This window comes from Arthrobacter sp. 05L417, assembly GCF_056397865.1.
The window spans coordinates 18158-43300 of record NZ_JBFTOG010000034.1; the positions used below are offsets into that span (position 1 = coordinate 18158).

The window sequence follows — 25143 nt, forward strand, 5'->3', positions numbered from 1 at the left end:
CCGCTTACGCCGACGCCGACGCCGGGGCGAAGGCAGGTCGCGGTGCCAGTTGCTTCCGCGCCCAGCGGGCCAGCTTCTTGCCTTTGCCCTTCCACCAGTTGTCCTCGTCCTTGTCGTGGTGCCAGCGGAAGATGATCATCACCATCACGAAAACGCCCATGGCCACATCCGCCCAAGACAATTGGATTGCCTTAGCCAGCACGCTGATGCCCATTACGAGAATCGACGGCACCGCCAGGGTCCTGAAGATGGTGCTGGCGACATAGCGCCGATGCGATCGTGGCACGGACATGGCACGGACCATGTCGAAACACATGCATACCACCACCATTGCCTGGCCCAAGTCCATCAGGATCAGCGCGGGCAACGACCCCGCGAACATGGCAGCGGATTCCATCCCGGCGCTCAACGGACTGCCTCCGTCGCAGCGGAACGCGAAAATGACACAACAAGACTGCAGGAAACACACATACGGATAACCCCCAGAGAGACCAGGAACTGCGTTTGAGACCAACTGAGTTCCATTGAATCGGCTGGCTCTAGGGCCGGTCACGAGTAGTGGGTACTCTACTTTACGCGGCCGGCTACCTGCTCGGCGGGCCGCTACCCGGTCCGGGATCCGGCCTCGCTGGTCCTCTAATCCCCGACGGCGGCAATCCCGTTGGGCTGTCGTCCCGCCTTTGCGTTGTGCCCACCCCGGACGCTCGCTCACCTTTAAGGTGTTTTCCGCGGACGCTCGCTCAGATCATGTGAGCGAGCGTGCGGCCGTATGGCCATATATGTGAGCGAGCGTCCCTGTGGAGGTGCCGGGAACAGTGTCGTTTGTGCTCGACGGCGGCAGTCCCGTTGGGCTGTCGTCCCGCCTTTGCGTTGTGCCCACCCCGGACGCTCGCTCACCTTTGGGGTGCTTCCGGCGGACGCTCGCTCAGATCATGTGAGCGAGCGTGCGGCCGTATGGCCATATATGTGAGCGAGCGTCCCTGTGGAGGTGCCGGGAACAGTGTCGTTTGTGCCCGACGGCGCAATCCCGTTGGGCTGTCGTCCCGCCTTTGCGTTGTGCCCACCCCGGACGCTCGCTCACCTTTGGGGTGCTTCCGGCGGACGCTCGCTCAGATCATGTGAGCGAGCGTGCGGCCGTATGGCCATATATGTGAGCGAGCGTCGGGGGGTGCGGCCGTATATGTGAGCGAGCGTCGGGCCGCCTGGCCATAGATGTGAGCGAGCGTCCCGGCTGCCCGAGACCCAACCAACCCGAACGCTTGACGCATCTCGCGCCTTCCGCATATTCTGAACGAACGGTCGGTAAATATTTAGGAGCAACCATGGCATCGCAGAATCTGCAGTCTGTGCCCGCTGAGCTGTCCCCCGAAGAGCTTGAGCGGGAGCAGGCCGGTCAGGCGTACTTTGACCGCATCATTTCCGAGGACTCGCGCATCGAACCCCGCGACTGGATGCCGGAGGCCTACCGCAAGACCCTGCTCCGCCAGATCTCGCAGCACGCGCACTCGGAGATCATCGGCATGCAGCCGGAAGCCAACTGGATCACCAGGGCTCCGAGCCTCAAGCGCAAGGCCATCCTCATGGCCAAGGTGCAGGACGAGGCAGGCCACGGCTTGTACCTCTACTCAGCCGCGGAAACCCTCGGCCAGAGCAGGGACAAGATGACCAGCGACTTGATCGCAGGCAAGGCCCGTTACTCGTCCATCTTCAACTACCCCGCGATTTCCTGGGCGGACATGGGAGCGATCGGCTGGCTGGTGGACGGTGCCGCGATCTGCAACCAGGTTCCCCTGTGCCGCGCTTCCTACGGCCCCTACGGACGTGCAATGGTGCGCATCTGTAAGGAAGAGTCGTTCCACCAGCGCCAGGGTTTCGAGATCCTCCTTGAACTGTCCAATGGCACGCCCGCCCAGAAGGCGATGGCCCAGGACGCCGTCAACCGCTGGTACGCGCCGGCGCTGATGATGTTCGGCCCGCCCGACGACGATTCACCCAACTCCAAGCAGTCCATGGCCTGGAACATCAAGCGGTTCAGCAACGATGAGCTCCGCAGCCGCTTCGTCGGCATGATGGTGGAGCAGGTCAAGGTCCTGGGCCTCACGCTCCCGGACAAGGACATCCGTTTCAACGAAGAAACCAAGAAATGGGAGCACGGCCCCCTGGACTGGAACGAGTTCAAAGACGTTCTCGCCGGGAAGGGTCCCTGCAACGCGCAGCGGCTTGAGCGCCGCCGTGAAGCGCACGACGACGGCGCCTGGGTCCGCGAAGCGGCCGCCGAGTACGCCCGCAAGCAAGCCGAGAAGGAATACGCAGCATGACCACCCCAGCCACGCCAAAGGCGAACCAAGCCAACGAACCCCACGAGACCCCCTGGAGCCTCTGGGAAGTCTTCGTCCGCTCCAGCCGCGGCCTCTCCCACGTCCACGCCGGATCCTTGCACGCACCTGACGCGGCGATGGCGCTGCGCAACGCCCGTGACCTGTACACCCGCCGCAACGAAGGCGTGTCCATCTGGGTGGTCCCGGCCGATGCTATTTCCTCGAGCGACCCGGATTCCAAGGGTTCCTTCTTCGAATCCCCGCAGGGCAAGGACTACCGCCACGCGACGTACTACACCAAGAGCGAAGGCGTGAAGCACCTGTGACCACGCCCGCAAACGAACAAAAGACAAACAACCCAGACTTCGCCATCGAGGGCCACGGCGATATCTCCGTCGGCGTCAAAGGTGCGGGTGCTTCCGGCGACGGTTCCGCAAGCGCCACGCGCATCACTCCCGGGAACGCCCTGCGCCCGGAGGACATCGCCCTTGAGGTCCGCAAGGGACAAGTCAAGCCCACAAACGACGTCGCGGAATACGCCCTGCGCATCGGCGACGACGGCCTGATCCTCGCCCAGCGCCTGGGCCACTGGATTTCCCGCGCCCCGGAGCTTGAAGAAGACGTCGCCCTGGGCAACATCGCGCTCGACCAGCTCGGCCACGCCCGTTCCTTCCTCACCTATGCGGGTGCGGCCTGGGACAAGTCCGAGGACGATCTTGCGTACTTCCGCCGGGAGCACGAGTTCCGTTCCGCCCACCTGTTCGAGCAGCCGAACGGGGACTTCGCCGTCACCATCGCCCGGCAGTTCATCGTGAGCTACTACCAGTTCGAGCTCTACAAACGGCTAACTGGCTCGAGCGACAAAACCATCGCGGCCATCGCGGCGAAGGCACTCAAAGAGGTCGACTACCACCGCGACCACAGCGCACAATGGGTCCTCAGGCTTGCCGGCGGCACGGAAGAGTCCCGCCGTCGTATCGTCCAGGCTTTCAAGCTCGTCTGGCCGTACGTGGAAGAACTCTTCGAAGACGACGAGCTCACGGCCCGCCTCGCTGAAAGCGGAGCAGGCGTGCAACCCTCGAGCCTCCGCGCCGACTTCGACCAGCTCACGGGCGAAATCCTGAGCGAAGCCGGCCTCGACGCCGCTTCGGGAGGGGAACTGAACCTCGAACGCATCCCGCAATCCTTGGGTGGCGGCCGTCAAGGCAAGCATTCCGAGCACTTGGGTTACCTGCTCGCCGAGATGCAGGTGCTTGCCCGCGAACATCCCGGTGCAAGCTGGTGACGGTGGACATGTTCGTTCAGGACACCAGTGCAAGAGCCAAGCAAACCGCCGAACAGAAGGCCTGGGGGATTGCGGCCACCGTCTGCGACCCCGAGATTCCCGTCCTCACCATTGAGGATCTGGGGATTCTCCGCAACGTCCAGCTGTTCGACGACGGCGGGCTGGTCCCCGCGGTCCAGGTCACCATTACGCCGACGTACTCGGGCTGCCCCGCGATGGACGCGATCCGCGACGACCTCAAGACCGCGTTCACGGAAGCCGGCTACCCAAGCGTCTACGTCGAACTGGTCCTAGCCCCGGCGTGGACCACGGACTGGATGACCGAGCACGGCAAGGCCAAGCTGCAGGAATACGGCATCGCACCGCCCAGCGGACGTGCCGCCGCCGGTGGACATGCCGGCAAAGTGCGCCTCAGCCTCGCAGTGAAATGCCCCCAGTGTTCGTCGCTGAACACCAAGGAACTCACCCGCTTTGGTTCCACGTCCTGCAAGGCGCTTTTCGTCTGCCAGGACTGCAAGGAACCGTTCGACTACTTCAAAGTCCTTTAAGGAATTCGACATGCCCGTTGTCCGCCAAACCGCAGCCGAACAAGCGCAGGCCACCGGCCGCCGTCGTGCGTCCTTCCATTCCCTCAGCGTTTCGGAAGTCCGCCGCCTGACTGAAGACGCCATCGAGGTCACGTTCGATGTTCCGGCAGAGCTCGCCGGCCAGTACGACTACCTTCCCGGCCAGTACGTGGCCCTGCGGACCACCCTTCCTGATGAGAGCGGTGAGCCGCACGAGGTCCGCCGCAGCTACTCCATCTGCGCAGAGCCGCGCAGCTTCGCGGACGGCAGCAGCGAGATCCGCGTGGCCATCAAGAAGGACCTGGGCGGCATCTTCTCCACGTGGGCGAATGCGGAACTGAAGGCCGGCGACACCCTGGACGTCATGAGCCCCATGGGCGCGTTCATCTCCAAGCATGGCAAGGACGGCAAGACCGTCCAGCAGAACGTCATGAACTCCATGAACAATCCGGAGAACATGGCAGGGGAGTTCGGCGACGCCGGTTCTTTCGTGGCCATCGCCGCCGGCTCGGGCATCACCCCCGTGATCGCTATCGCCCGCACCCTGCTGGCCGCCAACCCCGAGACCCGCTTCGACCTGATCTACGCCAACAAGGCCGCGATGGACGTCATGTTCCTTGAGGAATTGGCAGACTTGAAGGACAAGTACCCGTCGCGACTGGCACTGCACCATGTGTTGTCGCGCGAGCAGCGTATCGCGCCGCTCATGACGGGACGTATCGACGCCGAGAAGCTCCAGCAGCTGCTGGGCACCGCCATCCACGCGCAGGATGTGGACGAATGGTTCCTGTGCGGTCCGTTCGAGCTGGTCCAGCTGTGCCGGGACACCCTCGCTGCCCGTGGCGTGGAGCCCGAGCACGTCCGCTTCGAGCTGTTCACCACCGGCCGCCCGGACCGCCCCGAGGGCAACGCCGGCCGGCCCGTTGTGGAGGACGAGTCGCAGGACACGTACAAGATCACCTTCAAGCTGGATGGTTTGACCGGCGATGTCGCCAGCCCCACCCACGCACGGGAATCCATCCTCAACGCGGCTTTGCGCGTCCGCCCGGACGTTCCGTTCGCGTGCGCCGGTGGCGTGTGCGGCACGTGCCGCGCCAAACTGGTCACCGGCACGGTCAGCATGGACGAGAACTACGCCCTGGAGCAGGATGAACTGGACAAGGGCTACGTGCTCACGTGCCAAGCCCACCCCACCAGTGAATCCGTCACGGTCGATTTCGACGTCTAAGGAATAAACGAATGATCGAGCTCTCCATCGCCAACGGCATCGCCGAAATTGTCCTCAACGCCCCGGAAAAGCTGAACTCGCTTGACGAGGCAGCGCTCGCGGAACTGGATAGGGCGTACGACGACGCCGCTGCCGCCGCCTCCCGCGGGATGGTGCGGGCGCTGCTCCTCCGCGGAGAGGGCCGCGCCTTTTGCGCGGGACGCGACATTGCTGGCGTGACGCCGGAGAGCGACGACGCGAAGGCATACTTGAACGGGCTCGTGGAGCCGCTGCTCAAGAAGATGGCGGCCTTCCCTGCCCCGACGTTCGCGGCAGCGCACGGCGCGTGCCTCGGCGTCGGGCTCGGCCTGTTGCTGGCGACCGACGTGGTGTACGTGGCGGAGAACGCCAAGTTCGGTTCGCCGTTCGCCAAGCTGGGCGCCACCCTGGACTCGGGCGGGCACTGGTACTTCACGGAACGCCTGGGCATGCACCGGACCTTGGACCTCATTTACACCGCGGACCTGATCAGCGGTGCCGAGGCCGTGGCGCTGGGAATGTTCAGCCGGGTCATGCTTGACGACGATTTGCTGCCTGGCACCCGGGCCATCGTTGAGCGAGTGGCGGCGGGCGCGACCGGAGCTTTCCTTGCGAGCAAGCAATTGGTGGCCGATATCCGGGATCAGCGCCTTGGCCTGTGGGCTTCCATGTCCGAGGAGAACAAGGAACAGGCGCGGCTCTGCAAGACCGAGGACTACGCCGAAGGCTTCCGGGCGTTCCAAGAAAAGCGGGCACCGGTCTTCAAGGGGTAGGGAGACTGGTTCGTGTACCTAAGGGGTGCACGATGCTCTCTGGGCAAGCCAACGGTGTGATGGCGTCGTGTTCGTCCCAGAGTTTCGTTCCGGAGGCGGTCACTGCCTGGACAGCCATGGCGCTGATGAGTTCCCCTGCATGGCATTGGTCGTTTTCGGTGACGACATATGTGAAGACCAGCTCGGTCTCCGCCCCTGCTGGCATGGGGCCGATGCTCAAGATGGACGGGCCGGTCGCGTACTGCAAATCCTCCATGCCCGCGTTGGTGAAGGACCTTAGAACGAGCGTGACTTGGGACAGCTCTTCCCCTGATTCATTGATGATCCAGGCGGAATAGGACAAAGTTTCGTGCGAAGAAGCGGTGGCTTTGTCTGCGTAGTGAACCAGACGAACCGCGGGTATCTGCCGCATCAGGTCCTCCGGTGCCACACAGCCAAGGCCGCGCCGATAGCAGCGAGCAGTCCGCCCAGGCCCAGCCAGGAGAGCGGATTAAACCCGCCCGTGAACGCAAGGGGAGACCCACCGCCCGCGCCCGCGGTGGCGGTCCCGGTCGGCACCGGGGTCTCGGTCGCCGTTGGGGTGGCGGTCCCGGTGGCCGTCGGGGTGGCGGTCCCGGTTGCCGTCGGGGTGGGCGTGGCCGTCGGGGTCGGGGTCGGCGTCGGCCCGGAATCCGCCACCGTGAGGGAAATGCCCGTGCAGCTAGCGCAGGCCGTCAGCTCGGCGCGCGGCGCGAAGCCGGCGACCGCCACTGAGAGCCGGCCCGGAACAGGCGAGGAGCCAGGCGCCTCGGCAGCCGCCGACACCGCCTTGGATTCAGGACTGGTAGCGTTGATCCGCGCCGAAACCGTCAGGGTCGCGCTCTTACCGGCGGGCAGATCCGTCTTCCACACCGTGACCCCGCTATATTCCTCGGTGGTACCGGTCGACGCCGTGAGGCCTTCGATGGTCGCGTCGTCAACGAGGTCCCTGAGGTCCACGGCCACGGCCGCGCCTGCCACGTCGACGGATCCGGCGGTCGCCGACACCGTCCACGAGACCGTGTCACCCGGACCCACCTCACTCCCGTGCGCCGGAGTGGACGCCACCGCCAGCGACCAGGTGCCCTTCGGCACGACGCCGGCGGCCTTGTCCTGCACTGCGGACAGGTTCTTCATCCAAGAGAACGCGGTGGGCGTGATGGTGTTATCGCCCCAGGCCTTTCCGTCGCGGTCCAAAGCGTATGCGAAGAACCCGCCCTTCGGGGAGCCGCTCTCGGGCTGCCAGGTCGCGTACTGGTACGCCGTGCTCCGCGGTGCCGTGGCGGGATCGTAGATGCCTTCGGCGTCACCCCAGCGCGTCGGATCCTTCTCCTCGGGGAAGGAGAAGCCGGGCAAGAACTGGCACGAGGCGATCTTGTCCGCGAATGTGTTCCATGTCCCCTGCATCCCCCAAGTGCCGCGGCCGTAGGCCTGCAGGAGCACGAAGGAGACGTTCTGGTGCACGGCCTTGAACAGCGGGGTGTTGCCGTCCTGGTTGGTGTCGAAGATAAAGAGCTTGTCGGTGCCGGACTTCGGGCCAATCAGTTTGCCGAGGGCGTTGAACACTCCGATCGCGCGGGTGAGGTTGTCGCCCTGCGGATAGGACTCGACGTCGATGTCGATCCCGTCGAGGCCGTACGGGGTGACGTAAGTGTCGACGAGTTTCTGCGCGTAGGCGCGGTACGCGTCCTCGGTCAGCGGGATGTCAGCCTCGGCGAGCCGCTCGATCCACAGGGTGTAGACCACCTTCGTGCCTTGCGCGTGCAATGCGGGCACATAGGTGTCGCGCAGGGTGGCCCAATAGTCGGTGTTGGCCGTGGCGCCGGCGTCGAAGACCATCGCCACATCGATCTCCGGAGGGAGGTCGCTCATGCGCGTGACGTTCGGGTCGGGCAAGTCTGAGTTGGCGTTATGCGGCACGGTGACGTCGCGCCAGGTCCGGTAGTACGCCATCGTGAGGGGCTCGGCCTCGCAGTGCGTGGTGTTCCCCACTGATGCCTTGGGGGTCTCAGCGGCCACCGCAGACTGCGGGCCGAAGGCGGCGAGCCCGGCGAGCCCGGCGAGTAGTAACCCTGCACCGAATGCTGTTGTTCGTCTCATTGCTCTCTCTTCTTCGAAGAGGCATCTTCAAAATCCCCGTGAAGATACCGGGATGGGGTGCAACTATAGCGATTTAGTAAAACGGTAGCAGGTGGAGGCTGCCATGCACAGAAAAAGTTTTGGGATGACCCTGTATCGCTACAGTTGAAGCATGAACAAAGCGAAGCGTGTGACCATCACGGACATCGCCCGGCTCGCCGGGGTGTCTCCCGGGGCGGTGTCCTTCGCGCTGAACGGACGGCCGGGCGTCAGTGCGCAGACGCGACAGCGGATCCTCGACATCGCCGAGGAGAGCCAATGGCTTCCGAACTCGGCGGCGCGGGCGCTCGTGGGCTCGCACGCCGGGGTCATCGGCTTCGCCGTCAACCGCTCGGCAGGCACCCTCGGTGCCGAGGCGTTCTTCACCGACCTTATTGCCGGCGTCCAGTCGGCCCTTGCGGGGAAACGCATTGCGATGCAGATGGTGCTCGTCTCCTCGGTCGAGGAGGAAGTGGCCACCTACCGCCGCTGGCACAGCGCCAAGCAGGTCGATGGGGTCATCGTCATCGATCCTCGTGACGACGACCCGCGCCTCCCCGTCCTGCGCGATCTCGCCCTCCCCGCGGTCGTTCTCGGCAGTCATGCGTCCCCCGAGGGCCACCCGGCGACGATTTGGCTCGACGACAGTCAGGTGGCGCACTCTCTCTTCGACTATCTCGGCGCCCTCGGTCATCGCTCGATCGCCTACGTCGCAGGTCCTGCGGAGTTCCAACACACGCGCCTGCGCACTGAGGTGCTCGCCGGCCTCGGCGAACGCGGGGTGCGCGGAGAGGTGATCGCCACCGACTTCTCGCCAGCCGCGGCATCCACTGCCATGCGCCGCCTCCTGAGTCGGCTGGAGCGGCCAACGGCCGTGGTCTTCGATAACGACGTGATGGCGATCGCCGGCCTGCGCGTCGCACAGGAGATGGGGGTGCCGGTGCCGAAGGATCTCTCGGTCGCCTCCTTCGATGACTCGGTCGTCGCGGGCCTCGTGCACCCCTCGATCACCTGCATCACCCGCGATACGTTCGGGCTCGGAGCGGAGGCGGCAAAGTTCCTGCTCGAGCAGATCGACGCCCCGGACGTGCTGGCTGACCGCATCGGCGCCATGCCGCAGCTCACCGTCCGAGAGAGCACCGCCGTCCCGCGTTGACGTCAGTGCCTGCGACGGCAGGTGGGGTAGCTGCTCAGACCACGGTGTTCCGGGAGGCGTAAGCGGTCCGGCTGACTGCGGGGCGGATGAGCTCGGTGATGCCGCGCGCGGCGAGAACCTCGGGCTTCGCGGCGTCGATCGACGTGACGATGGCCGGGTCAGCGCCTGTTGTGCAGGCGTCCACCCAGGCCTGGAAGATCGCTCCGCCCGGACTCACCGCGCCGCGGCTGACCGGCGTCGCGTTCTCGTCGACCTCGACGACGATGCCGAGGGTGCGTGCGGGGGCGGGCTGCCGCTTGCGAAGCTCCGGGATGAGTTCGGCGAAGCGGCGTCCGATCGGCTTCGCCGCGCCGTTTTGGTCGACGAGGCCGAGCGTGTACTCCAGCTCGGGGAAGTCCGCGAGGCCGCGGCTTACGTCGTGCGAGCACCACCACGTGACGCCCCAGAGGTTCTCGGTACGCGCTACGGAGCGCAGCGTAGCCTCCAGGAAGCCCGGGGCCTGCGCAGGAGTCAGGCAGTTCGATGGGGCGCCGACTTCTTGCAGCCAGATAGCACGGCCAGGGTCGGTGGCGAACCCGCGGGCGAGTTCGATCATGTACTCGGCGTGGCGGTCGGATGCCACGGAGCGGCCGCCATACTGCTGCGCCGTGCCGTTGAAGATCCACGAATGCACGGTGGTCATATCGCCGAGGCGGGAGGCGAGGGCGGGCGTGAAGCCGTGCCCGTCCATGTACCACGCGGCGTCGTACTCGCTGTGCACATGCTGCTGCGCAGGGGCGGAAGTGTGCGCGGCATCCAGGAGCGTCGTGATCCAGTTCGCGGCCTCGGCCTCGGTGACCGGCCAGGGGGATGGGTGGCTCGGGGCGGAGAACTGGTTGGTCTCATTGCCGAGGGTGAAGCCGAGGAAGTTGGCGGCATCGCCGAGCCGCTCGCCGAGACGGGTAACCAGCTCGGCCTGTCCGCTGAGCGCATCGGGGTGCGTGAACATGTTCTTGTCGTGCCAGGTGAACAGCCAGGAAGGGATGAAGTCGAAGCTCGACAGGTGCCCTTGGATGACGTCGACGCTGACATCCAGTCCGAATTCCGCCGCCACGTCAACCACGGCGCGGACGTCGTCCACGGCCTTCCCGCGGATCAGCGTGCGGTTGGGCTGGAGCAGCGTCCACAGCGGGAAGATCCGCACATGGTCGAGGCCGATCGCTGCCAGCGAGGCGAAATCCCGGCGCACCTCGTCGAGATCCAGCGACATCCACGCGTGCATCCACTCTGATGACGGGGTGTAGTTAGCGCCGAAGCGCAGCGGGGCGACGGAGCGGGGCATCGCGGTCCTTTCCTCGGAATAAACGTCCGGCCGGTGTTTGCCGGCACTGGACTATTCGACGTTCTGTGTGGCAAGCTATGGCAACTATATCGCTTTAGTAGCAGGTTGTGACCGCGATACATTCCAAGGCGTAGCAGCCTGGACCCCTCGAAGGAGAACGTCCATGAAGATCCGCACGACTGTCGCCGCAGGCATCGCGGTGGCCACAGCACTCGCCCTCACCGCCTGCACCGGCGGAACCTCCTCATCCAGCGCTTCCGGAGCTTCCGCTGGCGACGGAAAGATCAGTGGGAACATCTCGTTCCAGACCTGGTCGCTGAAAAACGACAAATTCACCCCCTACTTCGAGGGCGTCGTCAAGGCGTTCGAGAAGGAGCACCCGGGCGTCACGGTCAAGTGGATTGACCAGCCCGGCGATGGCTACGAGGACAAGATCCTGCAGCAGGCCGGGTCCGGTGAACTCCCGGACGTGGTCAACCTTCCGCCGGAGTACGCGTACTCCCTCGCTTCGGCTGGGCAACTCGTCGACTTGAAGAAGGACTCGAAGATCCTTGGCGACTACGTCGACGGCGGAGTCGGAGCGTACAAGTTCGACGGCATCGATGGCTCGTTCGGATTCCCTTGGTACCTGGGCACCGAGCTGAACTACTGGAACAAGGACCTGCTCGCCAAAGGCGGAGTGACCGCGCCGCCGAAGACGCACGCCGCGACCTTGGACGCCGCGGCCAAGCTCGCGGCAGCCGGCGTGCAGACGATCTCGGATGTGCCCAGCCCCAAGTCGCTGCAAATCATGGTGTCCGACCGGGGCGGGAAGCTCGACGTCTACAAGGACGGCAAGTTCGTCTTCAACACCCCCGAGGCCGCGGCGATCATCCAAAGCTACGCCGAGCTCTACAAGGCGGGGGCGATCACGCCCGAGGCGTTGCAGAACGCCGGAACCGCGAATGCCAACGTCAACAACTTCAACAAGGGCACCGTAGCCTGGACCACCTCGGGTCCGAACTACATCGACAAGGACGTCTCCGTGAATGCGCCGTCGATCCTGCCCAGCGTCGAGGCGACCAACGGCTTCGGCAACCCGCCGCTGTTCGTGCAGGGCATCAGCGTTTCGGCGAAGTCGAAGAACTCCGCCACGGCGCTTGCCTTCGCAGAGTTCCTCACGAACACGAAGAACCAGATCGCGTTCGTCAAGCTCGCCCCCGGATTCTTCCCTGGAACAAGGGCCGCCAACGAAGACCCCGCCGCTTTCACCGAGACGGCGAAGAACAAGATGCAGGGCGTCGCCACCGACCTGGCCGCTTCGCAAATGAATAAGGCCCGGATGGTGGGCGCCCCGAAGTTCACCGAGGCGATGGAGACGTATGCCAAACAGCAGATCGCCCTCGCGGTCAAGGGGGAAATCTCTGCCCAGGCTGCACTGGATAAGGCCGTCGAGTACGCGAAGCAGAACGTCGCCGGCTGAGCCGGCGACGACGAGATGAAGGGGGCGTTCGCCATGAGACTACAGCGCTGGTACACACCGTACCTGCTGGTGCTGCCTGGTGTGATCTGGATGGCCGTGTTCGCGCTCTGGCCATTCCTGAACACGATCGCACTCGCGTTCACGGATGCCCGCCCCCTTCGTCCCGCGGAGTTCGTCGGCTTCGCGAACTTCGACAAGATGCTCGAGGACGACCGCTTCGGCTACGCGCTGACCACCTCGCTGATCTATGTTGTCGTGTGCGTGCCGCTGCTGACGTTCCTCCCGCTGCTGCTCGCACTGCTCGTGCATACCAAGGTCCCCGCGATCGGGTTCTTCCGCACCACGTTCTACTTCCCGGTGATCGCCTCCGCCGTGGTCGTCGCGATCGTCTGGGAATTCCTCTTCTCAGGCAGTGGCACGATCAACTCCGCACTGAACTTCTTCGGCCTCATCGACCGCCCGGTCGAATTCCTCTCCGACCGCTGGTTGCTGATCGGATGTGCCATCGGGTTGACGGTATGGAAGGGGCTCGGCTACTACATGGTCGTCTACCTGGCGGCCCTCGGGAACGTCGGCCGCGAGCTGCACGAGGCGGCGGCGATGGACGGCGCCGGCCGTTGGCGCCGATTCTGGTCGGTGACCGTCCCCGGAGTGCGCGGACCCATGATGCTCGTCTCGGTGCTCGTGTGCGTGGGGGCGACGCGCGTGTTCACCGAGCTCTACGTGCTTTCCAACGGTTCGGGGGGACCTGGCGGGCGGGCAATGAGCATGGTGATGCTCATACAGTCGATGGGCAAGGGACTGAACGGTCAGATCGGCTATGCGTCCGCGATCTCGCTGGTGCTGTTCCTGCTAACCCTCGTTCCGCTGCTGATCGTCGGGATCGCGAACAACGGTGACACCATCCGCGAAGCGTTGGCCAGCAGGCGCGCGGTCAAGGCAGCGAAGATCAAGCGCGAGGCGACGGTTCAGGAGGCCCGGAGATGACTGCGACGCAGACGAGCGCAACGGTGAAGCCACCGCGGGAGAATCCCTACCGCACCCGCGGTTCGGCGGACATCATGAAGCCATCGCTCGGCGGCCTGATCGGCAAGTACGCGATGCTTCTCGGCGTGCTGGCGCTCATGGTGTTCCCCTTCGTCTGGCAGATGTCGACCTCGCTCAAAGGGGCGTCGGAGAACATCTACGACTTCCCGCCCTCGCTGATCCCGGCGGCGCCCACCCGCGACAATTACGCCGAGGTGTTCCGCACGATTCCGGTGGTCGACTATGCCTGGCACTCCCTGCTCGTCGGCGTCGGTACAGTGATCACCAACGTCGTGTTCGCGACACTCGGCGGCTACGCGTTGGGCACGATGAAGTTCCGCTTCAAATGGGTCGTGTTGGCGATCTTCTTCTCCACGCTGCTGATCCCGGCCGAGGTCACCCTGACCAGCCAATACCTCACGGTGAAGTCATTGGGGCTCGCGAACACGCTCTGGGGTGTGTTCCTCCCCGGGGCGATCGGGGCGATCAACGTGCTGCTGATGACGGCCGCGTGCCGCATGATCCCGGCAGACACGTTGGATGCTGCAACCATCGACGGCGCGAACACGATGCAGCGCCTGCGCCACATCGTCTGGCCGAACGTGCGGGGCATGGTCTCGGTCGTCGCGCTCTTCGCGTTCATCGGCGCGTGGGACGACTTCCTCTGGCCGCTCGTCGTGCTTTCAGATCCCGCGAACTACACGCTTACCGTCGGGATGCAATATCTCAGCTCCAACTTCGCGGCGAATCCACGCGTGATCGCAGCGGGAACGATGATCGCGCTCGTGCCGATCATCCTGCTCTTCGCGGTCTTGCAGAAGTGGTTCTTCAAGGGCGTCGAGGAGGGAAGCGTCAAGGGATGAGAACAGTCCATGCATGATGACACTTCGCTCACCATCGGACGCGTCAAGCGCGTCCTTGAGGAGCGCATCCTCCCGGCGATCCACTCGGCATCCGTGCCTCTGGCAGTCGAGATCCACGAGCTCGACGGCGAGCCGATCAGCCCCGCTGACGGGCTCGCGCTCGACTACGCGCCGTGGTGCGTCGGAGCGCCATGGGGTCCCGCCTGGGGCACCACCTGGTTCCGGCTCACCGGCCGCGTGCCGGCCGAATGGGCAGGGCGCACGGTCGAAGCCGTCGTTGACCTCGGGTTCGACGTCAACATGACGGGCTTCCAATGCGAGGGACTCGTGTATCGTGCCGACGGCACCCCGGTGAAGAGCATCAACCCGCGCAATCAGTGGGTGCCGATCGCTGAGGCGGCCGACGGCGACGAGCCGGTAGAGCTGTACCTCGAAGCGGCATCCAACCCCGTGCTGCTCGACTACCATCCGTTCCTCCCGACGCACGAGGGCGACATCCTCACTTCGTCTGCGGAGCCGCTCTACCGCGCACGACGGATGGATCTCGTCGTTTTCGAGAAGGAAGTCTTCGAGCTCTCCCTCGACCTCGACGTGCTGTTCGAGCTGCAGGCCGAACTTCCGGACACCTCGCCGCGGCGCATGCGCATCCTGCAGGCCATGGATGATGCCCTCGATGCGCTCGACCTCCAGCGCATCGCCGCGACCGCTGCGGACGCCCGCGCGAAGCTCGCCGTCGTGCTCGCGGCTCCCGCCGAGGCGAGCGCCCATCGCATCTCGGCCATCGGCCACGCCCACATCGACTCGGCCTGGCTGTGGCCCGTGCGCGAGACGATCCGCAAGGTCGCCCGCACCTCGTCCTCGATGGTGGCGCTGCTGGAAGAGCAGCCGGAGTTCCAGTTCGGTATGTCCAGCGCGCAGCAATACGCGTGGCTCAAGGAGCACCGTCCCGAGGTGTTCGAACGGGTGAAGGCCGCTGTGGCCGAGGGTCGCTTCCTGCCTCTCGGCGGCATGTGGGTCGAGTCCGATACGGTGATGCCGACGGGTGAGTCGCTGGTGCGGCAGTTCTCGCACGGTCAGCGGTTCTTCGAACGGGAGTTCGGTTTCCGCTCGAAGGGCGTCTGGTTGCCCGACAGTTTCGGCTACTCGCCCGCGCTGCCGCAGCTCATGCGCCGCGCCGGCTTCGAGTGGTTCTTCACGCAGAAGATCTCCTGGAACCAGCAGAACGTCTTCCCGCACCACACGTTCCTGTGGGAGGGCATCGATGCCTCGCAGATGTTCACGCACTTCCCGTCGATGGACACTTACAACTCGCAGCTGAGCGGGATGGAGGTCGCCAAGGCGTCGCGCCAGTTCAAAGAGAACCGGGTCAGCTCCCGGTCGATCGCGCCCGTGGGCTGGGGCGACGGCGGGGGCGGCACCACCCGCGAGATGACGGGCCGCGCCCGACGCTTGCAGAACCTTGAGGGAAGCGCCCAAGTGGTCTGGGAACACCCCGACGTTTTCTTCGACGCCGCCAAGGCCGAGCTGCCGCACCCGGCCGTCTGGGTTGGCGAGCTGTACCTCGAGTTGCACCGCGGCACCCTCACCAGCCAGCACGGCACCAAGTCGCGTCACCGCAGGGCTGAGCACGCACTCGTTGAGGCCGAGCTGTGGGCGGCAACGGATGCAGTCCGTGCCGGGAACGCGTACCCGCAGGCTGAACTCGATGAGCTGTGGCAGCAGGTGCTGCTGCATGAGTTCCACGACATCCTTCCCGGTACGTCCATCGCCTGGGTGCACCGCGAGGCGGTGGCCGTCCTCGAAGACGTGATCGACAGGGCTCGGGCGATCTCGGATGCCGCGCGCCGCTCGCTCGCCGGCGAGGGAGACCGGGAGCTTGTATTCTCGCCGACGTCGGTCGCCGGTCCGGTGCCGCTCGGCGCCACCTTGGCCGTCGCCTCGGATGACCGGGTCACGCTAGACGATTCAGGCGAGGGCATCGTGCTGGAGAATGCGCTCGTGCGTGTGCGCATCTCCGACGAGGGACTCATCGTCTCTGCGGTCGACCTCGGGACTGGGCGCGACGCCGTCGCCGATGGTCGCGCGGCGAACTTGCTGCAGCTGCACCAGGACTTCCCGAACATGTGGGACGCCTGGGATATTGACCGCTATTACCGCAACAGCGTCACCGAGCTGCGCGATGTCACCAGCATCTGCTCCCGGCTGACCAGGACGGGCGCCGAGGTGGTCATCGATCGCACGTTCTCCAAGTCGACCATCACCCAGACGATCACCCTGTCGCCCGGCTCGCGGACGTTGCATATCGTCAATGACATCGACTGGAACGAGACCGAGAAGCTGCTCAAGCTCGCGTTCCCGCTCGACGTGCAGGCGGCACACTCTGAGGCCGAGACCCAGTTCGGCTATCAGTCGCGCGTCACGCACACGAACACGAGCTGGGAGGCGGCGAAGTTCGAGACGTCGATGCACCGCTTCGTGCTGGTGCGCGAGGCCGACTTCGGCGTCGCCCTGGTGAACGACTCGATCTACGGCTACGACACCTCCCGCGAAGTGGCGGACGATTCCGTGACGACCACCGCGCGGCTCTCGCTGCTTCGGGCACCGCGCTTCCCTGACCCCGAGGCCGACCACGGACGGCACGTCATCACGATCGGCATGGTGATCGGTGCTGGTCCTGCCGAGGCCACCCGCGCGGGCATCGAGCTGAACGCTCCGGGTACCGTAGTCCGCGGCGGTCACGACGTCGCGCCACTGGTTTCGGTGCAGGGCGAAGGGATCGTCGTTTCCGGCGTGAAGCTCGCCGACGATGGCTCGGGCGACCTTATCGTGCGCGTCTACGAGTCGCTTGGTCGTCGCACGAACGGCGAGCTGTCGGTCGACTTCCCGCACCGCGAGGTGCGTGAGGTGAGCCTCATCGAGGACGCCCTTGACGAGGCGCGCCTCGGTGGCGAGCTGCGCCTGCGGCCATTCGAGGTGCGCACCCTGCGGGTCGTGCGGTGAGGGGGTACCCTTTCGCGATTCAGGCGGCCTGGAGTTCCGTGAGATGGGCGTATTTCAGCGCCTTGGCTTGGTGGCGTAGTTTGCGCCGATGGTGTCTGGAATGCGGTGGCGCCGTATCGGGTGGGTCGGTTCCAGGCAGGGGCGGGGCTGTTGATTGGTAGTGGTGTCCTGTGGGGGTGCGGATTTCGACGACATGCCGTGTCCCGGGGCGTGTTCGGGCTGTCCAGCCGCGGCGTTCCTTGGTGTAGTTGCACGATTCGCACAGCCCAGCCCCGTTGGCCTGGCTGGTGGGTCCTCCGGCCTGCCACGCAACGACATGGTCAAAGTGCCTGATGGGCGCGTCGCAGTATGGTGTCCGGCAGGTGTCGTCACGGGCTTGGATGAAGCGCCGCAAGCCGGCGGGGAAGAGCCGGGCCCGGGAATCGGCCGCGACGAGGTCCCCGGTCCCGGGGGCGGTGTAGAGGCGCCGGAGCCAGAGCTTGAGTTCTCGACTGCCCTCAGACTCGCCGGCTGAGAGCAGTTCCCTTGCCCAACCTGCCGGGACGATGCCGTAGCCGGTGAGGCGGGCTGGTTCGCTGTCGCCCTGGAAGAGCGTGCGGTCGGTCATGACGAGCTGGATGTCCACCCCGCTGATGCCACCGGGGGTGCCGGTGGTGCGTTCGACCAAGGCGTCGGCCATGATCTGGCCCCGGGTGCGTGTGTCCCCTGTATTGCGGAGGGTGTCGGCGTGCCGGGACAGGGCCGCATGCACGGCCACGCCCTGGGCGACGGGAACCAGCGCGGTCAGGTAGGTCATGGTGTCCGGTGCCGGGCGCAGGCTCACGTGCCGTTCGGTGGCGGCGTGGCTGGCGCGTTGCGTGACCGAGCGGGGGTCCCGACGGTAGGCCGCGGCCCGGGCGATGGAGATGATCGTCCGGTCTCCGGCGCCGTCGAAGGTTCCGGTGTCGGCGGCGAGTTCCTCATCCACCGCGCAGCGGTTCTCGGCGGACAGGCAGGCTGTTTCCTTGACCAAAAGGGTTGCGCGCCATTCGTTGAGCCGGCCGGTTTCCAGGGCGGCGAGGGTGTGCGGCATTTCGGCGACGAGCGCTTTGGCGAGGCCGTGGAGCCGGGATCCGCGGGCGGGGGATTCCCGCCGGGCCAAGGCAATCTGGGCGGCGACGCCGCGTCCCTGCTCCTCGGCCGGGACGCCCAGGTCTTTCTCGGCGCTGCGCTGGACGGCGTCGAACGCGACAGCGATCCTCGCCTGCGCGGCAGCGGCCGCGGACTTCAAGTCCTCAAGCCCACGCAACTGGTCGATCAGCAAGGCACAGTCCCGCAGTTTGCTGTCGGCCAGTGCCCCGCCGTCGACTGACCCGGAACCGCCGGAGGCTGGCCGAATCGATTTCACGGCAGCGATCAGATCCTCCACTGCCGGGGTTCTCCGAATGCCGTCCATAACCAAAGCATTTCAGGAGGGTCTGACAGTAATGATGGAATTGGTTGTGTTGCGGTGTGACTCTGGGTCCGACTGACGCCCTTGCGGTTTGTCTTCATTTTGATCTGTCCGCCGCAGCACAACTGCAGTAAGCGCGGTGACCGGGTGGACATGACCTCATAGGAGCCTGCTCAAAGAGTCCCATTACTGTCTTGTCTGCCCACCCGGCCGGCGTGCCCACCTCCATGTTCCATCGCACGCAACGGAAAGGTCAGGGCAGTTTCATCATGGCAAAACCACGTCGGAAAGTCATCGCCGGGATCGATACGCATGCCGATACCCATCACGTCGCCGTGATCAGCGAAACCGGCGAGCATCTCGCGGACCGGGAGTTCCTGGCCGTCGGTTCCGGGTATCGGAAGATCATGGAGTTCATCACCGGATTTGGTCCGGTCACCGCCGTCGGGGTGGAAGGCACCGGCAGCTACGGGGCCGAGCTTTCACGAGTCCTGAGCCGTGAGGGCCTCCAGGTGCTGGAGGTGATGCGTCCGAACCGGCAAGGGCGCCGGCTGCGGGGCAAATCAGACCCGTTGGATGCCTACCAGGCCGCGGAAGCCGCGCTCTCCGGCAGCAGGGTCGCGACGCCGAAATCCCGGGACGGGGCCGTGGAATCCCTGCGGGTCCTGCGGGCCGAGAGAACAACCGCGATGCGTGCCAGGGTTGCGGTCATGACCCAGATCAAAAGCATCCTCGTCTCGGCGCCCGAGGCCATCCGGGCCAAATACCGCGACCTGGCCCGTGCCGCGCTGATGAGCGCGCTGGAGAAGAGCAGACCCGCCGGGAACCCGGTTGAGCCAGCATACGCGACCGCCATCGTGCTCAAGCGCCTCGCGATCCGGTACCGCCACCTGGATGACGAACTGGCCCTGATCGATGGCGAACTTGACGCGGTCATCACCCTCCACGCCCCGATGCTCCGGGACCTGCACGGTGTGGGCACCGAGGTCGCGAGCCAGCTGCTCGTCACCGTGGGAGACAACCCCGAACGGATCGGCACCGAAGCGAAATTCGCCTCCCTCGTGGGCGTCGCGCCTGTCCCTGCGTCTTCCGGGAAAACCATCCGCCACCGGCTCAGCCGGGGCGGTGACAGGCAGGCAAACAAAGCCATCCACCACGTCGCTCTGGTCCGGATGAAGAGCGACACCCGGACCAAAAACTATGTGGCCAGGCGACGGCATGAAGGCAAAAACACCAAGGAAATCATGCGCTGCCTCAAACGCTACATCGCCCGCGAAATCTACGAGCAGCTCCTCCACCCGCAGCCGGCCCCGGACGCCGGGGCCCTCCGTGCACTGAGAAAAGCCAAAAACATCACCCTGCAAACCGCCGCCGACAACCTCCACGCCTGGCCCAGTGCCCTATCCCGGCTCGAACGCGGACTCACACGCGATGACGCCTTTCACCAACGCTACGAAAGCTGGCTCAACGACCATTGACAGCTATAGGAGCATCAATTTAGGCCGAACGAACCCCTTCATGCAGAAAAGTAGGAAACTAGAAGAACATTTCGGCTGAGGGTTGGTTGCTAAGATGCAGCAATTGGCTTGAGTCATTTGGGGGAGACCATGCGCTTGTTGTCTTCTTTTCGTCATGTCTGGCGCAATCTGAGCGCCTTCATCCTTGTAGCGGCGCTCGTTGCAGTCGGGATCCCTGCCCAAGCGGCGACCACCGACACTGGCTCGATCACCGGCACCATTTCGGGTGCTCCTGGTGTTGACGTCAAACGTCTCTCGGTCTCGGCCATCGGTCTTGTCGACGGCTCCGAATGGGGCCACGCCTGGACCGCAGCAGATGGAACCTACACGATGGTCAACGTGCCGACGCGCACTTACAAGATCAGGGTCGGCGGTGGAAGAAGCGGGGGGTACGACACCTGGTATGGCGGGGCAGTGTCAGAGAATGCAAAGACGGTGACTGTGCCCTCTAACCAAGTTCTCACCGGAATCGATGTCGTCGTGCCCTTGGGAGCTACGGTTTCGGGAAGGGTGTCCGTTCCTGAAGGATTCTTGGTCAGCAAGGTCTTGGCAGAAGCCTTCTGGGGCTACACCCCGGCCACTCAGCTGTTTTCACACGCCGATGCTCAAGGGAACTACGAGATCAGGGGTTTGGCTCCCGGAACATACATCATAAACTTCCGTACGAATGAGGCCCTTGAACAAACCTCCTACCATTTGGGTGGAGGATCCACGGGTTTCACGCTGCTTAACATTGCCGGGTCGGAAAAGCTCACCGGGATCGATGTCACCATGCTCAAGTCATCCAGCATTTCCGGCAAGGTGACACTGCCGCCTGGCGTCAGCACCGACGGTCTCAAGGTTTCGGCACGGAGGGAAGACAACAACGTCGAAGGCAGGGGATCGATATCACCCGACGGGTCATTTCAGATTACGGGCCTGTACGAAGGGAAGTATCGGATCAGGTTCGAAGCCGGCACCACTGGGCTCGTTGACCAGTGGTACAGCGACGGGACCGGCACCGGTTCAGCCACGAGCATTGATGTGCCTCAGTCGACCGATGTCGGCGGGGTCAATCTGACGTTGGTCCAGACTCCGTCCTTTGGTGATGTTGCACCTGGCACTGCGTTCTTCGACGAAATTTCGTGGCTCGCTGCAAGAGGTGTCACGGGCGGATTTCCTGATGGTACCTTCCGCCCACTAGACGTGATCCATCGAGATGCCATGGCAGCGTTTATTTACCGGGCAGCCGGCAGGCCAGAGTTCACGCCACCAGCGGTGTCGCCATTCCGTGATCTAGCCACTTCGGACCCGTTCTACAAGGAGATCACCTGGCTGAAGTCGAAGGGAATCACCAACGGTTATCCGGACGGCACGTACCAGCCACTGGGTGCCATCAATCGGGATGCCATGGCCGCTTTTCTGTACCGCATGGCCGGCGGTGTCGGCTGCGCTTTTCCGCTGGCGGAGGCGCCGGCCGAAATCCCCGTTTTCACCGACAACCCCGTCGGCGGTTCATTCCACAACGAGATCCAGTGGATGGCCTCGTGCCGCATTTCAACCGGCTATGCCGACGGATCCTTCAAACCGAGCGAGCCTGTCCACCGGGATGCGATGGCGGCGTTCATCAAGAGGCTGAGTGTGCAACCAGGGTACCTGGGTCTAAATTGACGAAGCTTCCCGGCAATTTCCACGGGCGTTCCAGGAGAAGCGGGCACCGGTCTTCAGGGGGTAGGGAGGCGCTAGAATTCTGTACATGACAACCCTTCCAGTTGCAGAGGCTCGATCACACTTCTCGCGGATCGTGGAACAGGCATCGTCCACCCATGAACGATTCGAAATCACTCGAAACGGCGCACGTGCCGCGGTCCTCCTGGGCGCCGACGATTATGACGCCATGATCGAAACGGTGGCGGTATTGTCCGACGCGAAACTCGTCAGGGATATTGGAAAGGGGCTGAGAGAACTGGCTGGCGGACAAACCTTCAGCATCGACGAGGTCAAGGCGGACATGCGCACGACCAAGCACGGGGCGTGAGCCCTCGTTATGAGGTCAGATTCTCCAAGTCGGCGAAACGGGCTCTAACCGATGACCTGCCGGAGAAGGTTGCAGCTGCTGCCTTTGAGTTCATCACCGGCGCCCTGAGTGAGAACCCTCAACGTGTGGGCAAGCAGTTGCAGGAGCCGCTATTCCCCTTGTATTCGGCCAGACGGGGAGAGTACCGCGTCATCTACCGGATCGTGGAGGACGTTGTCCTGATCGAGATCGTCTCGATCGCGCATCGCCGCGACGCCTACCGCTAAGACGGACTCGCGGCTTCGGGGCAGGCGGAATGGCAAGCACATCCGCCTCGTGGCTCGCCACGATCGGTGGGTTGCTTGGTGTGGTGGGCTGGCTGCCATTCTCGGCTTTGGCCGCCTTGGACGATCTCGCCAGCGCGATGGCCCAGGTACCGGGCGGCCGCTATTCCGCTTTGGGCGGCGTGCGCGATGGTCGCCAGTAGCCCTCTCACGATCGCCGCGTTCGCTTTCCACGACGGCGGACGCACCGCCGTCGGCGTCGTCGCGCTGACCCTGTTGCTGCTCGGCAGCCTGCCTGCGGCCCGAGGCATGGCTGTTCCCCGACGCACGGCCAGGGCCCAATCGGACTGGGGTGTATCCGGGCTCCCTGCCCGGGAAGCCGTGGTCCGTACTAAGCCGTGGCCCGTACTAAGCCGTGCAGCCGAACCTAAGTAATGTACGGGCCGAACTCTGCCTCAGGGTCGCGCCTTCTCCCTGGGAAAAGAGCGCGTCCTGCTTCATCAATGGCAATTGCCGGGATCAGGACGAGGCCCACGGTGATGGACAACATGGTCCACGCCGCGTCTTGCAGAACATCTTTCGGTGGCCGCTTCGGCTGCTCTGGCCGCCATGGGCCTCCATGCATCAGGGTGATCATGGTTTGAGGGTAGGGACCGGGACCGCGCAGCGCCTGAGTGGTAACTACTTGTCTAGCTCAGGGTCCGTACTCGTTTCAGCCCGCTGGCCGGGATGTGGGGGAGGGCTGCTGATTCCGTGCCCGGTGGATGCGGTACTCACGCCCGGTGATCCAGACGATGAAAATGTCGAAGGCTGTGAGGAGGACAAGCCCCCAAGAGAAGGCAACGGCGATCCGGTAACCCTGGTAAAGGATGAAGACCAGCAGGAATGCGATCATCCACGGGTAGGCCCAGAGCTTGTCCTTCAGGACGGCCCAGACCAGGACGATTTTCACCAGGCCGTGCAGCAATAGGTAGATCGCGCCGAACAACGTCGCCGAACCTGAGAGGTTGGAGCTCAAGTGCACCAAGCTGTTCGCCAGGAAGTCGTGCGGGTCTTGGGCGAGCTCGTGCTGGGTGAGGACCCGGACCAGATCACCGATTTGCCGGGGAGTCACCAACAGAAGAAGAATGCCGCCGATCAGTTCCAGGACGCCGTCGAGGCCTTTCAGGATGAGGCTCACGCGAAATGTCCGGTCGAGCAGGGTTGTTCCAGCCGGTTTCGTTTCCATGACACATCCCTTCGGTACCTCAAGATACATTCTTTCTTATGCCCCTCTCTTCTGATCCCGCAGGAGTTTTCGCAATTGAAACACGCGGCCTGAGCAAGCATTTTGGCAGGCATACCGCCGTCGATGGCCTGACCATGCGCGTCCCTGCGGGAGCCATCGCAGGTTTTATCGGTCCCAATGGGGCAGGAAAGACGACCACCATTCGCCTGCTCTTGGGGCTGGTGCGACAAGATGCGGGCAGCCCCACGGTTCTGGGCCACTCTCTCACCGAATTCGAGCGCTACCTGCCGCGCGTCGGAGCCCTGGTCGAAGCGCCGGCGTTCTATCCGGGCCTCTCCGGGCGGACCAATCTGGAGGTGCTCGCCCGCCTTGGAGGGCATCCCGGTTCCCGCGTGAGCGAACTGCTGGAAGTGGTGGGACTTTCCGATCGGGCGCGTGATCGGGTCGGAACGTATTCGCTGGGCATGAAGCAGCGCCCTGGGGTGGCGATGGCCCTGCCGCCCGATCCGGATCTGCTCATTCTCGACGAGCCAGCCAATGGCCTTGATCCCCTCGGCATCATCGAGATACGCGAGATGCTGCGCCGTTTGGCCGGCCAGGGGAAAACCATCCTGCTCATCCTGGTGGTCGAAGGCATCATCGCGGTGGTGTTGCCGCAGGTAACCCAGTGGTTCCCAGGCCGGGTGTTCAACACCATCGGGGGGACCACCGTGCCCCTGGTTGGCCCGACCCCTCCCCAAGGCTATCCGGCGGCACTGGGAGCAGCACTCCTGTGGATTGTCGGCTTCGTCGTGGTGAGCGCCGTCGTGTTCTCCCGCCAGGACGTGAAAGCGTGACAGAAAGAGCGCGAGGTGAGTCCTCCGGCGTCGTCGGCAATGAGCGCCTGACCGCACTGATAGGGGCCGTGGTTCTGGTTCTGTCGGTGGCGGAGATCGCCACCGTTCCGACCTTGGGCAGCCTGATCGTGGCGCACTTCTTCGTCGGCGTGCTCCTGGCGGGCCCGGTCGTTGCCAAGACGGCCAGCACCGGGTGGCGATTCATTCGCTACTACTCGGGGGATCCAGCGTACCGCCGCAAGGGTCCGCCCCGGCTGCTGCTGCGCGTGATGGCTCCGGTGCTCGTCGTCTCGACGATCGCGCTAATCGGCAGCGGCATCGCCTTGGCCATCACCGGCCCTGCCCCCGAGATCCTGATCCGGGTCCACGTAGTCAGCTTCCTGGTCTGGCTTGCCACCCTCGCAGTGCACGTCTTCGCGTACGTGAGGCGGGTACCCCGGTTAATAGCCGACGACTGGCGCCGCCCCCTCCCGCGGACGCGGGAGAACGGGGCCGCACCGGGGCCTTCGGGACGCCGGATGCGGCTCGCCGTCAACATTGCGGCGCTCGTGCTGGCCGCGATCGCTGCGGTGCTGCTTCTGCCGACTGCCGCACCATGGGAGGGGTGGCGTGGTCAGGCCGTGACCGGACTCGGAGTTCTCGCCGTCGCAGTGTGCAACGGGACCGCGGTCGCGGTCATGCTCAAGCGCCGCTAGAGG

25 protein-coding genes are annotated in these 25143 nt (G+C 64.6%); 19 read left to right on the forward strand and 6 right to left on the reverse strand.

Annotated elements, in window-relative coordinates; genetic code table 11:
- Positions 1-4: 4 nt before the first annotated feature.
- Positions 5-397 (reverse strand): hypothetical protein, encoded by a 393-nt coding sequence (locus AC1DJW_RS20105; protein ID WP_284754533.1) that lies wholly within the window; start codon positions 395-397, stop codon positions 5-7.
- A 925-nt stretch (positions 398-1322) separates the two neighbouring features.
- On the opposite strand from AC1DJW_RS20105, the gene paaA reads away from it, so the two are divergent.
- From paaA to AC1DJW_RS20135, 6 genes are read left to right on the forward strand one after another with little or no spacing between them, the layout of a single operon-like run.
- Positions 1323-2318 (forward strand): 1,2-phenylacetyl-CoA epoxidase subunit PaaA, encoded by a 996-nt coding sequence (gene paaA / locus AC1DJW_RS20110; protein ID WP_284755490.1) that lies wholly within the window; start codon positions 1323-1325, stop codon positions 2316-2318.
- Positions 2315-2644 carry a 1,2-phenylacetyl-CoA epoxidase subunit PaaB gene (gene paaB / locus AC1DJW_RS20115; protein ID WP_284755492.1) on the forward strand — a complete coding sequence of 110 codons (330 nt, stop codon included), beginning with the start codon at positions 2315-2317 and terminating at the stop codon, positions 2642-2644. The genes paaA and paaB overlap by 4 nt, the downstream gene beginning before the upstream one ends.
- A complete protein-coding gene (gene paaC / locus AC1DJW_RS20120; RefSeq protein WP_284755493.1) occupies positions 2641-3603 on the forward strand; it encodes a 1,2-phenylacetyl-CoA epoxidase subunit PaaC in 963 nt (320 codons plus the stop codon). Before paaB ends, paaC begins: the two co-directional genes overlap by 4 nt.
- Before the next feature lie 8 nt (positions 3604-3611).
- Positions 3612-4151 (forward strand): 1,2-phenylacetyl-CoA epoxidase subunit PaaD, encoded by a 540-nt coding sequence (gene paaD, locus AC1DJW_RS20125; protein WP_284755507.1) that lies wholly within the window; start codon positions 3612-3614, stop codon positions 4149-4151.
- Between the two features lie 10 nt (positions 4152-4161).
- Positions 4162-5397 carry a 1,2-phenylacetyl-CoA epoxidase subunit PaaE gene (paaE, locus tag AC1DJW_RS20130; RefSeq protein WP_284755494.1) on the forward strand — a complete coding sequence of 412 codons (1236 nt, stop codon included), beginning with the start codon at positions 4162-4164 and terminating at the stop codon, positions 5395-5397.
- An 11-nt stretch (positions 5398-5408) separates the two neighbouring features.
- Positions 5409-6188 (forward strand): enoyl-CoA hydratase/isomerase family protein, encoded by a 780-nt coding sequence (locus tag AC1DJW_RS20135; RefSeq protein WP_284755496.1) that lies wholly within the window; start codon positions 5409-5411, stop codon positions 6186-6188.
- Here the strand turns inward: AC1DJW_RS20135 and AC1DJW_RS20140 are convergent.
- Both AC1DJW_RS20140 and AC1DJW_RS20145 read right to left on the reverse strand, forming a co-directional pair.
- A complete protein-coding gene (locus tag AC1DJW_RS20140) occupies positions 6178-6600 on the reverse strand; it encodes a hypothetical protein (protein ID WP_476902314.1) in 423 nt (140 codons plus the stop codon). The genes AC1DJW_RS20135 and AC1DJW_RS20140 overlap by 11 nt on opposite strands.
- Positions 6600-8306 (reverse strand): EndoS/ChiA family endoglycosidase, encoded by a 1707-nt coding sequence (locus tag AC1DJW_RS20145; RefSeq protein WP_476902315.1) that lies wholly within the window; start codon positions 8304-8306, stop codon positions 6600-6602. Before AC1DJW_RS20145 ends, AC1DJW_RS20140 begins: the two co-directional genes overlap by 1 nt.
- A gap of 151 nt (positions 8307-8457) precedes the next feature.
- On the opposite strand from AC1DJW_RS20145, the gene AC1DJW_RS20150 reads away from it, so the two are divergent.
- On the forward strand, positions 8458-9480 hold the full coding sequence (locus AC1DJW_RS20150) for a LacI family DNA-binding transcriptional regulator (protein ID WP_284755499.1): 1023 nt from the start codon (positions 8458-8460) through the stop codon (positions 9478-9480).
- A gap of 34 nt (positions 9481-9514) precedes the next feature.
- On the opposite strand, the gene AC1DJW_RS20155 is transcribed toward AC1DJW_RS20150, so the two are convergent.
- A complete protein-coding gene (locus AC1DJW_RS20155; RefSeq protein WP_476902316.1) occupies positions 9515-10801 on the reverse strand; it encodes a glycoside hydrolase 5 family protein in 1287 nt (428 codons plus the stop codon).
- 163 nt (positions 10802-10964) lie between these two features.
- On the opposite strand from AC1DJW_RS20155, the gene AC1DJW_RS20160 reads away from it, so the two are divergent.
- From AC1DJW_RS20160 to AC1DJW_RS20175, 4 genes are read left to right on the forward strand one after another with little or no spacing between them, the layout of a single operon-like run.
- A complete protein-coding gene (locus tag AC1DJW_RS20160) occupies positions 10965-12263 on the forward strand; it encodes an extracellular solute-binding protein (protein ID WP_284755502.1) in 1299 nt (432 codons plus the stop codon).
- 33 nt (positions 12264-12296) lie between these two features.
- Positions 12297-13250: a carbohydrate ABC transporter permease gene (locus AC1DJW_RS20165; protein WP_284755503.1), complete on the forward strand. Its 954-nt coding sequence runs from the start codon at positions 12297-12299 to the stop codon at positions 13248-13250.
- The gene (locus AC1DJW_RS20170) at positions 13247-14152 is read left to right on the forward strand and encodes a carbohydrate ABC transporter permease (RefSeq protein WP_284755504.1); all 906 of its coding nucleotides are present in this window, start codon (positions 13247-13249) and stop codon (positions 14150-14152) included. The genes AC1DJW_RS20165 and AC1DJW_RS20170 overlap by 4 nt, the downstream gene beginning before the upstream one ends.
- Before the next feature lie 9 nt (positions 14153-14161).
- Positions 14162-17152 carry an alpha-mannosidase gene (locus AC1DJW_RS20175; protein ID WP_476902317.1) on the forward strand — a complete coding sequence of 997 codons (2991 nt, stop codon included), beginning with the start codon at positions 14162-14164 and terminating at the stop codon, positions 17150-17152.
- Between the two features lie 19 nt (positions 17153-17171).
- On the opposite strand, the gene AC1DJW_RS20180 is transcribed toward AC1DJW_RS20175, so the two are convergent.
- A complete protein-coding gene (locus AC1DJW_RS20180) occupies positions 17172-18587 on the reverse strand; it encodes an HNH endonuclease (RefSeq protein WP_476902318.1) in 1416 nt (471 codons plus the stop codon).
- A gap of 266 nt (positions 18588-18853) precedes the next feature.
- Here AC1DJW_RS20180 and AC1DJW_RS20185 point away from each other — a divergent pair, with 266 nt between their 5' ends.
- The 6 genes from AC1DJW_RS20185 (at position 18854) to AC1DJW_RS20210 (ending at position 22816) form a co-directional block, all read left to right on the forward strand.
- Entirely contained in the window at positions 18854-20062 is a 1209-nt protein-coding gene (locus AC1DJW_RS20185; RefSeq protein WP_284756338.1) for an IS110 family RNA-guided transposase, read from the forward strand.
- Between the two features lie 138 nt (positions 20063-20200).
- Positions 20201-21751: an S-layer homology domain-containing protein gene (locus tag AC1DJW_RS20190; RefSeq protein WP_476902319.1), complete on the forward strand. Its 1551-nt coding sequence runs from the start codon at positions 20201-20203 to the stop codon at positions 21749-21751.
- Positions 21752-21836: 85 nt separating this feature from the next.
- Positions 21837-22118, forward strand: a complete 282-nt coding sequence (locus AC1DJW_RS20195) for a type II toxin-antitoxin system Phd/YefM family antitoxin (RefSeq protein ID WP_284756156.1) — start codon at positions 21837-21839, stop codon at positions 22116-22118.
- Entirely contained in the window at positions 22115-22384 is a 270-nt protein-coding gene (locus AC1DJW_RS20200; RefSeq protein ID WP_284756157.1) for a type II toxin-antitoxin system RelE family toxin, read from the forward strand. The genes AC1DJW_RS20195 and AC1DJW_RS20200 overlap by 4 nt, the downstream gene beginning before the upstream one ends.
- Positions 22385-22413: 29 nt before the next feature.
- Positions 22414-22584 carry a hypothetical protein gene (locus tag AC1DJW_RS20205; RefSeq protein WP_284756158.1) on the forward strand — a complete coding sequence of 57 codons (171 nt, stop codon included), beginning with the start codon at positions 22414-22416 and terminating at the stop codon, positions 22582-22584.
- Complete coding sequence (locus AC1DJW_RS20210; protein ID WP_476902320.1) at positions 22571-22816, forward strand: hypothetical protein; 246 nt, start codon at positions 22571-22573, stop codon at positions 22814-22816. The genes AC1DJW_RS20205 and AC1DJW_RS20210 overlap by 14 nt, the downstream gene beginning before the upstream one ends.
- Positions 22817-23093: 277 nt before the next feature.
- On the opposite strand, the gene AC1DJW_RS20215 is transcribed toward AC1DJW_RS20210, so the two are convergent.
- A complete protein-coding gene (locus AC1DJW_RS20215; protein ID WP_284756164.1) occupies positions 23094-23609 on the reverse strand; it encodes a DUF2127 domain-containing protein in 516 nt (171 codons plus the stop codon).
- A gap of 38 nt (positions 23610-23647) precedes the next feature.
- Here AC1DJW_RS20215 and AC1DJW_RS20220 point away from each other — a divergent pair, with 38 nt between their 5' ends.
- Both AC1DJW_RS20220 and AC1DJW_RS20225 read left to right on the forward strand, forming a co-directional pair.
- On the forward strand, positions 23648-24445 hold the full coding sequence (locus AC1DJW_RS20220) for an ABC transporter ATP-binding protein (RefSeq protein ID WP_284756166.1): 798 nt from the start codon (positions 23648-23650) through the stop codon (positions 24443-24445).
- Positions 24442-25140, forward strand: coding sequence for a hypothetical protein (locus tag AC1DJW_RS20225; protein ID WP_476902321.1), 699 nt, complete (start codon positions 24442-24444; stop codon positions 25138-25140). Before AC1DJW_RS20220 ends, AC1DJW_RS20225 begins: the two co-directional genes overlap by 4 nt.
- Positions 25141-25143: the final 3 nt, after the last annotated feature.